A 14,554-nucleotide genomic window follows, 5' to 3' on the forward strand; every position below is an offset into this window, starting at 1 on the left:
TGAGCCAGTGAGGCCAGCAGTCGGCATCACCATGGGGGCCGTTACAAGCTCACCGAACGGATCGCCATCGGCGGTATGGGCGAGGTATGGAAGGCCGACGACGAGATCCTCGGCCGCACCGTCGCCATCAAGATCCTCAAGGAGGAGTACACCGGCGACGAGGCGTTCCTGCGCCGCTTCCGTGCCGAGGCGCGTCACACGGCCCTGCTCAATCACCCCGGCATCGCCGACATCTACGACTACGGCGAGCAAGTAGGCTCCGGCTACCTGGTCATGGAGCTGGTTCCCGGTAAGCCGCTGAGCCTCATCCTCGAGAAGGAGAAGACCCTCCCTGGGAGAAGACGCTCTCAATCCTCGCCCAGACCGGCCGCGCCCTCCAGGTCGCGCACGATCAGGGCCTGGTGCACCGGGATGTGAAGCCCGGCAACCTGCTCATCACCCCACACGCCGGGTGAAGATCACCGACTTCGGCATTGCGCGCCTCGCCGACCAGGTCCCACTGACTGCCACCGGTCAGGTGATGGGAACCGTCCAGTACCTCTCTCCCGAGCAGGCCACCGGCCAGCACGCCACAGGCTCCTCGGACATCTACGCCCTCGGCGTGATCGGCTACGAAGCCCTGGTGGGCCACCGCCCCTTCACGGGCGAGTCCCAGATCGCCATCGCTCTCAAGCAGGTCAACGACCCGCCATAAGCCCTGCCCGACTCCTTCCCGGAGCCGGTCCGCGCGCTCATCATGACGATGCTGGCCAAGGAGCCCGAGGCGGCCCGCCAACGCGACGAAGATGGCCGACGCCTCTGAGGCTCTCCTGCGGCACGACCTCACCGGAGCGCTCGAGGCAGTGCCGTCCATGCGTCGCCACATGGGCTCGGAGAACGACGACACCCAGATCCTTCCCGCCTACAGCGCGGCACAGGGCAGCGAGTAGGCCGCGGCCTCCATAAACGACGCGCCCTCGGCCAAGACCCCGAACAGCCCGACGACCCCTCCGGACCCGGGCTGGCCCACGGCCTCTCCGCCAAAGACCCGGAGACAGGGAGCGTCCCGCCTCACCGGGCCAGGAGGACGGGCCCGGCTGGAGATGGCCCGCCGCCATCCTCGTGCTCCTGGTGCTTCTGGCGCTCGCCGCGGCGATCTTCCTGCCGCAGCTCGCCTCAGGCGACTCCCCGACGAGCAGCTGGCCACAGGTGAGCCCACCGAAGTGGAGACGGTCACCGCCGAGCCCGACCTGATCACCATCGACGAGGAGGCGCTGCTCGGAATGCCGGTGGACGAGGCCGCCGCGCTGCTCGAGGACGAAGGCTTCGAGGTCGACACCGAAGAGGCTGCCTCCAACGAGCCTGCCGGAACCGTCATCCAAGTCATCCCCACCGGAGAGCTGCCTGCCGGAAGTGCAGTGCACCTGCGCTACTCGGTAAGCCCACCGCCCGCGCCCACCACCCAGGCGCCCCGCAGCAGGACGCCCCGGCGACCCAGGCACCGCCTCCGGCGCCGGCGCCCGCCCCTGAGAACGACGGCGGGGAGGAACAGCCTCCCCGCCCCAGTCGCCCGCAGAAGCTCCCACCACGCAGCCGGACCCGACCCCCGAGGACGCTCCCAGCCCTGAGGAGGAGCCGAGGAGGACGGCAATGCCGCCGAGGGCGAGGCCGAAGACCCAGCCCCTGAAGCCAACACCGACACCGGCCCGGACGCTCGCACCAGCAGCTCCCAGGGCGCGGAATAGGTTCCATGCCCATATGCGAGACTGAACTGATCCATGACTGAGACAGACCAGCGCGTGCTCAACGGCCGCTACCGCATCGAGACTCTCATCGGGCGCGGCGGCATGGCAGACGTGTACCGTGCCCACGACCTCTCCCTGCAGAGGTCCGTGGCGGTGAAGATGCTGCGCCCCGACCTGGCCCGGGACCCGCAGTTCATCACGCGGTTCAAGCGAGAGGCTCAGTCCTCGGCGTCCCTCAACCACCCCAACATCGTGGGCGTGTACGACACCGGCCAAACTGCCGTCGACTCCAACGGCGGCGTCCAGACCCCATTCATCATCATGGAGCACGTGGACGGGGTCACCCTCCGGCACGTGCTGCACGGCAGCCCCGGCGCCGAGAACGCTGAGGGCGCGCCGCCGCCGCCGCCCGGCAGCACCACCGATCACACCGATGACGTCCTCGCCCTCTCCGACCAGATCCCCTCGGAGGAGGACCAGCCGACCGAAGCGATCCCCGCACCTCTGCAGGAGAAGATCGACCACGCCCTCGGCAAGCCGCTGAATGAGGCCGAGGCGACCGGCTACATGTCCGGAATCCTCGCCGCCCTGGGCTACAGCCACGAGCGCGGCATCGTGCACCGGGACATCAAGCCCTCCAACGTCATGGTGACCAATGAGGGCGCCGTGAAGGTCATGGACTTCGGCATCGCACGCGCCATCGCCGACTCCGCCAGCACAATGACTCAGACGGCCTCCGTCGTCGGCACCGCCCAGTACCTGTCGCCCGAGCAGGCCCGCGGCGAGGTCGTCGACCACCGCAGCGACCTCTACTCCGCCGGATGCCTGCTCTTCGAGCTCCTGACCAACCGTCCCCCTTCGTGGGCGAATCACCCGTCTCGGTGGCCTACCAGCACGTCAAGGAGCAGCCGCGTCCGGTCTCCGACTTCAACAGCAGGGTCACACCGGCTATGGAGTCGGTCGTGGCGAAGGCACTGGCCAAAGACCCCGTGCTGCGCTTCCAGCACGCCGAAGAGTTCCATGAGGCGCTGCAGAACTCGCTCCGAGGCATCCCAGCGGACGACTACGACGCCACAGGTGTGATCCCTGCTGCGGTAGCGCCGTCGCAGGGGCCGGGAGTGACCGCAGCTTCGACGACCTAGTGGGCTCCTCAGCACCGGCGCTCTCCGCCCGGACCCCCGAGGACCCCGACATCGACGACTACGCCGACTACGGCTATGCCGAAGGTAGGCGGCGGCGGCGGAGCCTGCTCCTGCCCATCCTGGGCGCCGTGGTGCTGCTGGGGCTGGTCGTGGCGGGCATCTATCTGCTCACTCAGGCCGGAGGGGGCGACGGCGAAGAGGTCGCCGTCCCGGACGTCGAGGGCCTGTCCCGCTCAGATGCGCTCGAGGAGCTCTCAGAGGCCTCCCTGAACCCACAGATCGAAACGCAGCCCCACGAGGAGATAGAGGCCGACTCGGCCATCGGGACCGACCCTGAGAGTAGGCGAGATGGTCGAGGCGGAGTCCGACATCACCCTCCTCATCTCCGAAGGGACTGAAGAGGTGACGGTGCCTGATCTCATCGGCACCGACCAGGCCACCGCGACCGCCGAGCTGGAATCCCTCGGGCTTGAGGTGGGCGAGGTGACCGAGGAGAACCACAGCTCAGCCCCTGCCGACGAAGTGCTGGAAGTCAGCCCCGCCGAGGGCACCGAGGTCCAGACAGGCTCCGCCGTGGACCTCACCGTCTCCACCGGAGAGGTGCAGCTTCCCTCCGGACTCATCGGCGAATGGCGCCAGCCGGTCGAGACCTCGCTGAACGATGCGGGCATCTCCTGGAGCCTGAACTGGGTCATCATTGATGATCCGGGCGACTTCTTCGTAAACCAGGTGATTGAGCTCGAAGTCGACGGCCAGTCCGTCAGCGACGGCGGAACCGTCCCCAACGATGCGACCGTGACCCTGGTGACCGTCAGCGGAGAGTCCTGGCCGGAGCCGGACCAAGATGAGCCTGACGACGACGATGGCGGCAACGGCAACGGCGGCAACGATGATGACGATGAGGACGCCGATGCGAATGGGAACGGCCCCGACGAAGACGATGAGGATGAGGACGCCGACGACGAGGACAACGGCGGAGACAACGGAAACGGCAACGGCGGCAACAGGAATGGCAACGGAAACGGCAACGGCGGAAACAGGAACGGCGAAAATGGCAACGGCGGCAACGGCAATGGCCAGAACGATGACGAGGAGTAGCAGCCGTTGAGCCTGCCGCATCCTCGCTCCCTCGCCTCCGTCGCTCTCGGCCGCGCCGCCCGCCTGGCCACCAGGTTCCGCGGCGGCTCCGGCTCAGCGTTCCCCGGCCTCGTCGTGGAGAGGGCCGATCCGCACTTCCTCGCCCGGACGCTCAAGCAGCTCCCGCGCGGAGTCGTCGTGGTCTCCGGAACGAACGGGAAGACCACCACCACCAAGATGGTCGTGGAGCTCCTGCGCGGCCAGGGGCTGCGGGTGGTGACCAACCGCTCGGGCTCCAACTTCACCCGCGGCGTCGTCGCGTCCCTGCTGGGCGAGGTCAACGCGTTCGGGAGGCTCCGCGCCGACATCGCAGTCCTTGAGCTCGATGAGGCCCACGCCGTCCACTTCGTACGAGCGGTTCGTCCCCAGTACTCCCTGCTGCTGAACGTGATGCGCGATCAGCTCGACCGATTCAGGGAGATCGACACCACCAGCCGCCTGCTGCGCACCATCGCCGAGCACACCTCCGACGGAGTGGTCCTCAACCGCGAGGATCATCGGGTCGCCGCCATCGCCGACAGCCTCCAGGGGCCGGAGGTGAGCTTCTTCGGGCTCGGACCGGCCGTCAAGCACCACTTCCCCTCAGACGACGACCTGCACTCCGAGAGCGAGGTAGGCGCCGACGAGTCTCCGGATCACGCGAGCGTCAGCGCCGAAGCGCCTCTCATTCCCGCCGAGGTCGTGCTCTCGGGCTGAGCCCCGCAGGCGGAACGTTCCTCGTCGGCGGAGACCGGATCAGCACCCAGCTGCGGGTCACCGGGGCGTACAACACCTACAACGCCGCCGCGGCGCTGGCGCTGGTCCGCCAGGCCCTCGGCCCGGACGTGGACTTCAGCAGGCTCATCGAGTCACTGGCTCAGGTGGCCCCCGCATTCGGACGCGGCGAATCGCTGACCGTCCACGGCCAGCCCCTGGACCTCGTCCTGGTCAAGAACCCCGCGGCTTCAGGCTCGGGCTCTCCAGCTTCCCCAGCAGGGCACCGCCACGATGATCGCCATCAATGACGACTACGCCGACGGTCGCGACATGTCCTGGCTGTGGGACGTCTCCTTCGAGGTCCTCGCGGAGCTGGAGTAGCGGTCACATCGGGCGTTCGCGCCTACGACATGGCGCTGCGCCTGACCTACGACCAGGTCGACGTCGGCTCAGCTGAGCCGGACCTGAGCGTCGCCCTGGCGGCATTCATCGCCGAGAACCCGGACACCCCAAACGGATCTACTGCACCTACACCGCCATGCTTGCCATACGACGGCAGCTGGCGGCCTACACCGAGGTGGAGGACTTCGCATGAGCCGAGACGTGCACGTCGTTCAGCTGTACCCGCGCGATATGAACATCTACGGGGACTACGGCAACGCCCTGACTCTTCAGCGGCGTCTGGAGTGGTACGGGTACGAGCCCGTGATCCACTCCTACAACCCGGGCGACGCGTTCCCCGAGCAGGCCGACATCCTCATCGGCGGCGGCGGGCGGGACTCCGGGCAGGACCGCATCCAGACCGACCTGCTCGGCATCGGGGACCGCCTGCACCGGCTTGCTGAGGACGACGTGCCGATGCTGATGATCTGCGGGCTCTACCAGCTCTTCGGACACTACTTCGAGACCCGCGAAGGGGCCCGGATTCCGGGCATCGGCCTGCTCGACGTGACCACCTACGGCACGGATCGCCGCCTGATCGGCAACATCGTCACCGAGTCGGAGGAGTTCGGGCGCATCGTCGGCTACGAGAACCACTCGGGCCAGACGTGGCTGGGCAGGGACGCGCAGCCGCTGGCCACCGTCACCTCAGGGGCCGGGAACAACGACCAGGACGCCCATGAAGGGGCCCGGCACAGAAACGTGCTGGCCAGCTATCTGCACGGCTCGCTGCTGCCGAAGAACCCGGCGATCGCCGACTTCCTGATCGGCACAGCCGTGCGGCGGAAGTACGGCGCCGAGCTCGGCGCCGTGGACCATCCCTCCGTGGAGACGCTCACGCAGCGCGCACGTGAGGCCGCCGTCGCTCGTCCCCGCTGAGCGGCTATTTCCACCGCATCAGCATGAAGAAGCCCGTCATGGCGATGCCGCCGCCGATGAGGATGTTCCATCCGCCCGCAGGCTGGATGGGACCCCGCCGGGGATCAGATAGTAGAGGCATATCCACACCAGGCCCAGAAGCAGCATGCCCACAGCGGTGTACATGTACCACGCGGGAAGCGACTGCTCCTCCGGCTCAAGGTCCTTGAACGCATAGGTTTCGGCGCCGCGCAGAGGAGGCGCCGGCATCGTCCGGCCCGGCCTCCGCCTCGGCTGCCGCCCGTTTGGCGGGGTTGCCGCTTCTGCGGCTCTTCTTGGCGTCCTCGGCCACTGGAACTCCCTGCTGAGAATCTGCAATGATCTAGATGATTGTGTCCCGCCATTCTACGCAGATCGAGGCTGCCCCTATGAAGCATGCAGCGCCGTCGCCGCACCTGCTTAAGCTCAGCACCGGCCCCGTCGGCGACGCTCTGCGTTCTCCATGGTCGTCGGCGGTCTCGGCGAGGTGCTGATCACGGTCGGAGTGCTGGGCCTGCTCTTCGTGGCCTGGGAGCTCTGGTGGACAGGCTTGGACGCTGAGCGGGACCGCGAGGAGTCAGCCGAGGAGTACTACGCCGGGATCGAGACCTACCGCCCCGAGGAGCAGGAGGCGGACTTCGACGTCTGCTACACCCTGGAGGACGGCACAGAGATCGGATGCGCCCCCTCGATGCATGACCGCGCCGACGGCGTCTCCACGATGGGGATGGCCTACGTGCCGCGCCTGGGCGAGGGCTGGGCCACGCCCATCCGGCACGGAACGGGGCCCGAGCAGATCGACCGGGGCGCGCTGGGCCACTACGTCAGCACGCAGATGCCGGATGAGCCGGGCAACTTCGCGCTCGCTGGGCACCGGCAGACCAACGGCAACATGCTGGGCAACCAGGATGACCTGGAATCAGGCGACCGCATCTACATCGAGGTTGCCGAGGGCATCTTCGTCTACGAGGTCGCCGAGAGGGAGGTGGTGCTCCCCATGAGACCCGCGTGCTGAACGCTGTGCCCTCCCAGCCCGACGCCGAGCCGGAGGCAGGAGTGCTGACGTTCACCACCTGCCACCCCTGTTCTCGAACACCGAGCGGCTGATCCACCACGCTGAGATCACCGACTTCATCCCCTACGGCGAGCAGGCCCCCAAGAGATCGACCACCACCTGCAGGCCTCCGGGTGGTACGCAGACCAGCAGCTGACGGCAGGTGAGAACTGATGTACGCGTGGCTGTTCCGCACAGCGCTCCCCGGACCCCTCTGGTTCAGAATCATCCTCGCCCTGCTCGTCGCCGCAGCCCTGGTTCTGCTCCTCATGGAGGCAGTGTTCCCGTGGCTGCACCAGCACAGCCCCTCAACGACTCGACCCTGGAAGGATCAGCATGACGCGCATCCTGGTCATCGACAACTACGACAGCTTCGTCTACACGCTCGTCGGATACCTGCGTGAGCTGGGGGCGGAGGCTGACGTCATCCGCAACGACGACCACTCCTTGGAGGAGGTCACCCAACTCGCCGCAGAGTACGACGGCGTGCTCATCTCCCGGGCCCCGGCACCCCGCCGATGCGGGAGTGTCGGTGGACCTCATTCGCTGGTGCGCTGAGTCAAGGCGCCGATGCTCGGCGTGTGCCTGGGCCACCAGGGCCTGGGCGAGGCCTTCGGGGCCACCGTCACCCACGCTGCTGAGCTGATGCACGGCAAGACCAGCGCGGTCACCCATACCGGGCATGCCTCGTTCGCCTAGCCTGCCGGATACGTTCAAGGCGACGCGCTACCACTCGCTGGCCGTCTCTCCGGAGACCGTCCCTGAGGTCCTAGAGGTCACGGCGTCCACCGAGGATGGCGTGATCATGGGGCTGGCCCACCGGGATGCTCCCCTGTGGGGCATGCAGTACCACCCCGAATCCGTGCTGACCGAGGGCGGGTACCGCATCCTCGGGAACTGGTTGGAGTCCATGGGCCTTGAAGGCGCGGCGGCTCAGGCCGCGGAGCTGAATCCGATCCGCTAGCTCCCCGGCGCCTCGGCGGACACAGAGAGGGCGGCCCCGCAGATGCGGAGCCGCCCTCTCTCTGTTCGCCTGGCTGCGACTACTCGGTAGCCGGCTTGGGCGAGGGACCTCAGCCGCGTTGGGCTTGGTGTCCTGGTTGGTCTCGGCCTGCTGAGCAGCGGGAGCCGCGACAGGCTTCTGCGCCTCGGCCTCGGTGGTCTTCACCGGCTCGGGCTTCTTCCAGGGTCCTCCACGGGCCTGGATGCGCGCCACGCGGCGACTCCGGCCGTCACTCCTGCGGCGACGACGCCGAAGATCAGCAGGGTCTTCTTCCTGCCGCCGGTCTTCGACTGCTTCTTCAGCTCCTTGGAAGCCTTCTTCGCAGCCTGCTCGGAGTTCTTCCGGAGCTTCTTGACGATCTTCTTGTCCCCGGTGGCCTTGATGAGGGCCTTCTCCACACGGGGTCGATCTCCGCCTTGTGGATGAGCTTGGCCGTCTTGTCGGCATAGCCGGAAAGCTGACCTGCCGCTGCGGGCACATACTTGCTCCGCACGTCGGCCTTGGCACCCTCGTACTTGGACAGAACCTTCTGCAGGTCCTTCTTCGTGCTCTTGGGCAGCTTGTCGTACTGGGCGTAGACGCCGTCGCCTGCCAGTGCCGCCAACTTCTTCGCTTGGTGGTAAGCGGCGTAGGCGCCGTCCTCCACTGCGTGCAGCGCGGTGACTGAGGCGTTCTGGACCTTCGGAGCGCTCTTGCGATACGTCCTCTCGGCCCAGTCCGCTGCGGCGCCGACCTTGGGCGCGCACCAGTCTGAGGCTGTCTCACCGCAGGCGAGCAGCTTGTGCTCCCAGCTTGACTTCTTCTTCTTCGCCATGCTTCCTCCAGGATCGGTTGCGCTCTACAGCCTACGTCGTCAACACAGCCAGTTGCTACGACAATGCGATCATGGGAGCAATTCCGGAGCAACTCCCCAGGTTCTGCACAGGCCCCATGCAGGCTCGCTCGTGCGAGAATGGCGGATATGAGCGCAATCGCAACGCACCAGGCAACTCTGAAGACGACGCAGGGCACCATCATCGTGGAGCTCTTCGGCAACCACGCCCCCAAGACGGTCAATAACTTTGTGGGACTGGCGACCGGTGAGATCACGTGGAAGCACCCTGAGAGCGGCGAGGAGAAGGTGAACACACCCCTGTATGACGGCACCGTGTTCCACCGCATCATCAAAGACTTCATGATCCAGGGCGGCGACCCGCTCGGCCTCGGCGTGGGCGGTCCCGGCTACCAGTTCGAGGACGAGATCCACCCTGAGCTGGACTTCACCCAGCCCCACAAGCTGGCGATGGCCAACGCAAGCCCCGGAACGAACGGCTCGCAGTTCTTCATCACGTCAGTTCCGACGACGTGGCTGCAGGGCAAGCACACCATCTTCGGCGAAGTGCAGGACGAGGAGTCGAAGAAGGTCGTCGACTCCCTGAACTCCGTCGCCACAGACATGCGTGACCGTCCCAAGGAGGACGTGGTCATCCAGAGCGTCGAGATCACCGAGCTCTAGATTCTCTCCCCGTGAGCGTCCCGTCATACGGCAGCTCAGGGAACACGGCCGGTCCGGAGTGCTTCTACCACCCGGGTAGGCCGTCCTATATCCGCTGCCAGCGGTGTGATCGTCCGATCTGCACGGACTGTCAGGCGCCGGCGCCCGTGGGCTTCCACTGCCCGGGCTGCATCGATCAGGCCAGACGAAGCCGCCCGACTCAGCGCACCGAATTCGGCGCCCCCTCCGTCCGGACGAGAAGCCGTACCTGACCTATGGGGTGATCGGGCTCTGCGTGGTGATGTACCTCCTGCAGTGGACGGGGCAGACGACGGGTCTGAACATCACCAGCTATCTCAGCTACGCGCCGGGACACACCTCGCAGTGGATCCTCGAGCCGTGGAGGATGCTGACCTCCGCCGTCCTGCACTCTCCGGCCAACATCATGCACATCGGCTTCAACATGCTTGCCCTGTGGATCGTCGGTCGAGTCATCGAGCCCGCCATCGGGCGTCTTCGCTACGGAGCGCTGCTTCTGCTCTCAGCGCTGGGAGGCTCAGTGGCCGTGCAGTGGCTGACCGAGCCGCACATCCCCACCGTCGGCGCCTCCGGGGCCGTGTTCGGACTCTTCGGTGCCCTGTTCATCCTCATGCGCTCCTCCGGAGCGGAGACCGGCGGAGTCATCGCCCTGGTGGCGGTGAACATGGTCCTGAGCTTCGCAGTCCCGAACATCTCGTGGCAGGGCCACCTCGGGGGCCTGGTCACCGGCGCACTGGTGGCACTGGTGATCGCACGAGCGCCGCGCAGAGGCCGCGGGCTGGTTCAGGGCGCAGGCCTGGCGGCCATAGCCGCGGGGCTGGTGCTGCTGGTCCTGATCGGCATCCCCTTGGTGAACCCTCCGCAGCCCGGGCAGAGCCCCATACTCGGTGTGTGAGCAGCCAATCAGGGCTGTCATTAAAATTTGAAATATATGGGCGTAGAATCAGTGCATGAGCAACACTGAGACGCAGCCCAAGGAGCAGGTCTGCATCAACGGGCCCGAGGCCTACTACGACTCCCACGGACGGGCTGACGAGGTAGGCGCATCGCCCCGGGAGGGAGCTGAGCCCGGGCATCAGCGTCGAGCCCTCCGGCGTGCAGCTGCTGGAGCCTCGGGATGTGCCTCTCGGCGGACCCCGTGCCATGAACGTCCGCCGCACCCTTCCCCAGCGGGCGCGTTCGCTGGTGGGCGCATGGTGCTTCCTGGACTTCTACGGCCCGGATGACCTGACCGAGGCCACGCCCATGCGCGTACCGCGCCATCCGCACACCGGGCTGGCCACATGCTCGTGGCTGTTCAGCGGACGGGTGGACCACCTCGACTCGGCGGGCAATTGGGCGACCGTCCGCCCGGGGAGGTCGCGCTGATGAACGCTGGACGCGGCATCAGCCACTCCGAGTTCTCCACAGCGGACACCTCCGTGCTTCACGGCGCCCAGCTCTGGTACGCCTTCCCTGAAGAGCATCGCTTCGTCGAGCCCAGCCTCGAGACCCACCGGCCGGACCCGGTGACCGGCGACGGGTGGGAGGCCATCGTGTTCCTCGGCTCCCTCCTGGGAAGCACCTCGCCGGTGCACACCTACATTCCGCTCACCGGCGCCCAGCTGCGCTTGGAGCCCGGCACCAGTCTGAGCATCGATGTGCCTGCCGGGCACGAGCATGCGCTGCTTCCGGTTCAGGGCAGGGTGAGTTTCAACGGGTCGGAGGTCTCGGCCGACCACTTGGCCGTTGTCGACAGCCGGCGCTGAGCAGCTGCGCATCACAGCGCACGACGAGCCTGTTCTGGCTCTGCTGATCGGTGGTGAGCCGCTGGGTGAGCAGATCGTGATGTGGTGGAACTTCGTCGGACGGTCCCATGAGGAGATCGCCGCCTACCGTGCCGCGTACCAGGCCGAAATGGGGTTCGAGGCACCGGACCCGCAGTCGCCGCTCTCCCATGCGGCACACGCGGCCTCTTCCTCTGTGGAGAGGGCGTCGCAGGCTGACGGTGCCGAGCAGGAGGTGGACGTCGAGGAGGGCGCCCTGGGCGAACCCGTGTCAGGGACGCTGCGCGATGAGCTGGTAGCGCCCAGTACGTCGACGGCAGGCCTTTCCCTCAGTTCGGCGACTTTCCCCGGGTCAGCATCCTCCGCTGCCGGCGCCGAACCTGCCGAATACGCGGATGAAGCCGCGCGGCTGATCACATGTCCACAGGGTTATCCCCAGTTGGGGGCGAATTACACACGTGTAGTTCTCCACACTGTGGATAAAGCCTGTGGATAAGCCGCTGGCCCGAACCCGCAGGGGTCCGGGCCAGTCAGCCGTCTTCAGGGTGCTTCTGTCTACATGGTGCCGTTCTGCTGGAAGTTGGCGTGCCACGAGAGCGCCTCACCCATCAGGTGGGGCGTGTGCTGGCCCTTGCTGTTCGCCGCCATGGCACGGTCGAAGTAGTCCTGGAGCCGGTCCTTGTAATCGGGGTGCGCACACTTGTCGATGACGGTCTGTGCGCGCTTCCGAGGGACAGGCCGCGCAGGTCCGCGATGCCCTGCTCGGTGACGATCACCTGAGTGTCATGCTCGGTGTGGTCGATGTGGCTCGCGAACGGAACGATCGTCGAGATGGCCCCGTCCTTCGCCACCGAGGGGAGACGAAGAAGTTCAGGTAGGCGTTGCGGGTGAAGTCCCCGGAGCCGCCGATGCCGTTGATGACGGAGGAGCCCATGACGTGGGTGGAGTTCACGTTGCCGTAGATGTCAGCCTCGACCATCGCGTTGATGGCGATCACGCCCAGCCGCGGATGATCTCGGGGTGGTTCGAGACGTCCTGGTTGCGCAGCAGGATGCGGCCCTTGTAGTTCTCGATGTTGGCGTTGAAGTCTGCGGCCCGCTCCGCCGAGAGGGCGAAGCTGGTGGCGGATGCGGACTTCAGCTTGCTTGGCGTCGATGAGGTCCAGCATGCCGTCCTGGATGACCTCGGTGTAGGAGGTCAGTCCTTCGAACTCCGAGTTGGCGAGGTTCACCAGCACCGCGTTGGCGATGTTGCCGACGCCGGACTGGATGGGGAACAGGCTGTCCGGCAGGCGGCCCTGGTTGATCTCGTAGCGCAGGAAGTCGACGATGTGGTCGGCCTGAGCCTTGGAGACCTCATCGGCGGGCTTGAAGGGAGCGTTCCGGTCGGGCGCGTTGGTGTGAACCACGGCGACGACCTTCTCAGCGTCCACCTGCAGGTAGGGGTGCCGATCTGCTGGAACGAGTCGTTGATGTTCAGCGGCTTCCGCTCGGGAGGCACACCGATGCCGGTGTAGACATCGTGCATGCCCTCGTAGGCGGCGGGCTGCCATTCGTTGACCTCGATGATCACCTTGTCGGCGAGGTCCAGCCACATCTGATTGTTGCCGACCGCCGAGGAGGGCACCAGCTGGCCGTTGGGGTGGATGGCTGCCACCTCGATCACGGCCACGTTGAGGTTGCCGAACCAGCCGAACTGCAGCTGCTGGGCCAGGTGGCTCAGGTGCGTGTCGACGTAGTCGGTCTGACCGGTGTTGATGGCGTTGCGCAGAGCCGGGTCCGACTGGAAGGGCGAGCGCTTGCGGATCACACCGGCCTCAGCCATGACGCCGTCCGCGTCAGTGGCCGTGGAGGCACCGGTGTAGAGCTCGATTCCGAACTCCTTGCCGTTCTCCTGGGCATCTTTGCCCTTTTCGGCGAGGGCTGCTGGCAGACCCTTGGGGTAGCCGGAGCCGGTGAAGCCAGACATTCCGACGATGTCGCCGTCGTTGATGAAGTTGGCTGCTTCCTCAGCGGAAGTGACCTTCTCGCTGAGAACAGGGCACGTAATACGTGTCATGGAGGTCTGCTCTTTCCTGAAGACGGAGGTGTGCTAGGCCATGCTTAGCGCCTGCAATCGTGTGATTCAGACCTCAATATCTTATGTGAAGCAGACCACTTTCACATAACGTCGGTGACGGCCCTGCGGCGAGCGGTCAAAGCTCTCGGTGAGCGGTGGAGGCTGGCCGTCAGGCCTCTTCGAGCACAAAAGTGACCTGCTCGCTGCGCTGTCCGTTGGCCTGCACTGACGCTGCGTGCGGTCCGGGATAGAGCGTGCGGGCATTGACGGGACGGAAGGAGCGGCGCTTGGTCAGCGTCACGCGGGCGCCGGGCTCGAGCATCACCCGCTTGAGCTTGAAGACCTTCGGACGGAGGCTGCCGTCCGCGCCGAGGAAGTGGACGGTGTAGTCGACGACCGCTTCACGACGCTCGTCGGAGACGTTGCGCACTTCCGCGGCGATGGTCAGCGTCTCACCGATGCGCAGGACCTCCGGTGAGACGGTGAGCGCCTCGACGACGACTGAGCGGTCGGGAGTCGCGTCCACCAGGGCCAGGGCTCCGGCGTCCCCGGCCTTGATCAGTGAGCGCAGTCCGTGCCGGACGACCCAGCGCGTCCGATCCGTGGGGCTCTGCTCCAGCCACTGCGTTGCCGCTGAGAGTGCGCGCGCTGGGTTGTCCTTGGAGATGTCGTTGAGACCGTTGGCGACGGACCGGCGCACATAGAGGGACGGATCGCGTACTCCGCAGTGTGGCGCCGGGTGATTGCGTCGAGCGCCGCCAGCGAGGTCTCCGGGTGCTGAAGCCCATAGATCTCGACGAATCGTGCCACCGGCATGAGGAACCATGCGGCGCTCATGGTTCCCTCGGCGTCAGGAAGCTCCGGGCCCAGGGAGCGCACGAGGACGTCGACAGCCTCCGGATACGACTCCGGAAGCCTGCTCCGGACCCCCTCTGCCAGGGCCCGCACGCGGTCCTTGAGCTCGAGGGGACCTACCGCCTCGTCGACCTCGCGCACAAAGCCTTCCGCGTCGAAGGACGGGAGCACGGGCAGGATGCGCTCCGCGAGCTCCCGGGCGCAGTCACCGGTGAAGTGCCTCTTGAGGGTGCTGTCTGTCATGGAGGGCTCATTCTCGCTCTCAGGC

16 protein-coding genes and 6 pseudogenes are annotated in these 14,554 nt (G+C 66.5%); 16 read left to right on the forward strand and 6 right to left on the reverse strand.

Features of this window, described 5'->3' with window-relative positions; genetic code table 11:
- Positions 1-7: 7 nt before the first annotated feature.
- The 8 genes and pseudogenes from K0H76_RS01485 to K0H76_RS01520 all read left to right on the forward strand — a co-directional run.
- Positions 8-809, forward strand: a pseudogene (locus K0H76_RS01485) (serine/threonine protein kinase); the annotation flags it as partial.
- Positions 786-929 carry a hypothetical protein gene (locus K0H76_RS01490; RefSeq protein ID WP_258935512.1) on the forward strand — a complete coding sequence of 48 codons (144 nt, stop codon included), beginning with the start codon at positions 786-788 and terminating at the stop codon, positions 927-929. The pseudogene K0H76_RS01485 and the gene K0H76_RS01490, both read left to right, overlap by 24 nt.
- Positions 930-1,082: 153 nt before the next feature.
- Positions 1,083-1,607 (forward strand): PASTA domain-containing protein, encoded by a 525-nt coding sequence (locus K0H76_RS01495; RefSeq protein WP_258934212.1) that lies wholly within the window; start codon positions 1,083-1,085, stop codon positions 1,605-1,607.
- A gap of 150 nt (positions 1,608-1,757) precedes the next feature.
- On the forward strand, positions 1,758-2,807 hold the full coding sequence (locus K0H76_RS01500) for a protein kinase (protein WP_258934213.1): 1,050 nt from the start codon (positions 1,758-1,760) through the stop codon (positions 2,805-2,807).
- Positions 2,808-2,865: 58 nt separating this feature from the next.
- On the forward strand, positions 2,866-3,264 hold the full coding sequence (locus tag K0H76_RS01505) for a PASTA domain-containing protein (protein ID WP_258934214.1): 399 nt from the start codon (positions 2,866-2,868) through the stop codon (positions 3,262-3,264).
- Entirely contained in the window at positions 3,215-3,964 is a 750-nt protein-coding gene (locus K0H76_RS01510) for a PASTA domain-containing protein (RefSeq protein WP_258934215.1), read from the forward strand. Before K0H76_RS01505 ends, K0H76_RS01510 begins: the two co-directional genes overlap by 50 nt.
- A gap of 12 nt (positions 3,965-3,976) precedes the next feature.
- Positions 3,977-5,294: pseudogene (locus K0H76_RS01515) on the forward strand (DUF1727 domain-containing protein).
- Positions 5,291-6,019, forward strand: a complete 729-nt coding sequence (locus tag K0H76_RS01520) for a glutamine amidotransferase (RefSeq protein ID WP_258934216.1) — start codon at positions 5,291-5,293, stop codon at positions 6,017-6,019. Before K0H76_RS01515 ends, K0H76_RS01520 begins: the two are co-directional and overlap by 4 nt.
- Before the next feature lie 4 nt (positions 6,020-6,023).
- On the opposite strand, the pseudogene K0H76_RS01525 reads toward K0H76_RS01520, so the two are convergent.
- A pseudogene (locus tag K0H76_RS01525) lies at positions 6,024-6,166 on the reverse strand (cell division protein CrgA).
- A gap of 334 nt (positions 6,167-6,500) precedes the next feature.
- On the opposite strand from K0H76_RS01525, the gene K0H76_RS01530 reads away from it, so the two are divergent.
- The 3 genes and pseudogenes from K0H76_RS01530 (at position 6,501) to K0H76_RS01540 (ending at position 8,055) form a co-directional block, all read left to right on the forward strand.
- Positions 6,501-7,052, forward strand: a complete 552-nt coding sequence (locus K0H76_RS01530) for a sortase (RefSeq protein WP_258934217.1) — start codon at positions 6,501-6,503, stop codon at positions 7,050-7,052.
- A gap of 375 nt (positions 7,053-7,427) precedes the next feature.
- Positions 7,428-7,790, forward strand: a pseudogene (locus K0H76_RS01535) (hypothetical protein).
- Positions 7,774-8,055, forward strand: a complete 282-nt coding sequence (locus K0H76_RS01540; RefSeq protein WP_258934218.1) for a gamma-glutamyl-gamma-aminobutyrate hydrolase family protein — start codon at positions 7,774-7,776, stop codon at positions 8,053-8,055. Before K0H76_RS01535 ends, K0H76_RS01540 begins: the two are co-directional and overlap by 17 nt.
- A gap of 200 nt (positions 8,056-8,255) precedes the next feature.
- Here the strand turns inward: K0H76_RS01540 and K0H76_RS01545 are convergent, their stop codons facing one another.
- Together K0H76_RS01545 and K0H76_RS01550 are read right to left on the reverse strand one after the other, a co-directional pair.
- Positions 8,256-8,492: a hypothetical protein gene (locus tag K0H76_RS01545; RefSeq protein WP_258934219.1), complete on the reverse strand. Its 237-nt coding sequence runs from the start codon at positions 8,490-8,492 to the stop codon at positions 8,256-8,258.
- Complete coding sequence (locus K0H76_RS01550) at positions 8,393-8,908, reverse strand: hypothetical protein (protein ID WP_258934220.1); 516 nt, start codon at positions 8,906-8,908, stop codon at positions 8,393-8,395. The genes K0H76_RS01545 and K0H76_RS01550 overlap by 100 nt, the downstream gene beginning before the upstream one ends.
- Positions 8,909-9,055: 147 nt before the next feature.
- Between K0H76_RS01550 and K0H76_RS01555 the strand changes: the two genes are divergently transcribed.
- The 5 genes and pseudogenes from K0H76_RS01555 (at position 9,056) to K0H76_RS01575 (ending at position 11,869) form a co-directional block, all read left to right on the forward strand.
- Entirely contained in the window at positions 9,056-9,589 is a 534-nt protein-coding gene (locus K0H76_RS01555) for a peptidylprolyl isomerase (RefSeq protein WP_258934221.1), read from the forward strand.
- A 259-nt stretch (positions 9,590-9,848) separates the two neighbouring features.
- Positions 9,849-10,502 carry a rhomboid family intramembrane serine protease gene (locus K0H76_RS01560; RefSeq protein ID WP_258934222.1) on the forward strand — a complete coding sequence of 218 codons (654 nt, stop codon included), beginning with the start codon at positions 9,849-9,851 and terminating at the stop codon, positions 10,500-10,502.
- A gap of 248 nt (positions 10,503-10,750) precedes the next feature.
- A pseudogene (locus K0H76_RS01565) lies at positions 10,751-10,992 on the forward strand (pirin family protein); the annotation flags it as partial.
- On the forward strand, positions 10,975-11,355 hold the full coding sequence (locus K0H76_RS01570; protein ID WP_258935299.1) for a hypothetical protein: 381 nt from the start codon (positions 10,975-10,977) through the stop codon (positions 11,353-11,355). The pseudogene K0H76_RS01565 and the gene K0H76_RS01570, both read left to right, overlap by 18 nt.
- The gene (locus K0H76_RS01575) at positions 11,336-11,869 is read left to right on the forward strand and encodes a hypothetical protein (RefSeq protein ID WP_258934223.1); all 534 of its coding nucleotides are present in this window, start codon (positions 11,336-11,338) and stop codon (positions 11,867-11,869) included. Before K0H76_RS01570 ends, K0H76_RS01575 begins: the two co-directional genes overlap by 20 nt.
- 59 nt (positions 11,870-11,928) lie before the next feature.
- Here the strand turns inward: K0H76_RS01575 and K0H76_RS01580 are convergent.
- The 3 genes and pseudogenes from K0H76_RS01580 to K0H76_RS01590 all read right to left on the reverse strand — a co-directional run bounded on the left by K0H76_RS01580 (position 11,929) and on the right by K0H76_RS01590 (position 14,529).
- Positions 11,929-13,431 (reverse strand): annotated as a pseudogene (locus K0H76_RS01580) (acetyl-CoA hydrolase/transferase family protein).
- A gap of 169 nt (positions 13,432-13,600) precedes the next feature.
- Complete coding sequence (locus K0H76_RS01585) at positions 13,601-13,957, reverse strand: hypothetical protein (RefSeq protein ID WP_258934224.1); 357 nt, start codon at positions 13,955-13,957, stop codon at positions 13,601-13,603.
- Positions 13,958-13,989: 32 nt separating this feature from the next.
- Positions 13,990-14,529, reverse strand: a complete 540-nt coding sequence (locus K0H76_RS01590) for a hypothetical protein (protein WP_258934225.1) — start codon at positions 14,527-14,529, stop codon at positions 13,990-13,992.
- Positions 14,530-14,554 lie beyond the last annotated feature (25 nt).

Origin of the sequence: Nesterenkonia pannonica (assembly GCF_019575955.1) — a bacterium.
Taxonomy (GTDB): Bacteria; Actinomycetota; Actinomycetes; order Actinomycetales; family Micrococcaceae; genus Nesterenkonia; species Nesterenkonia pannonica.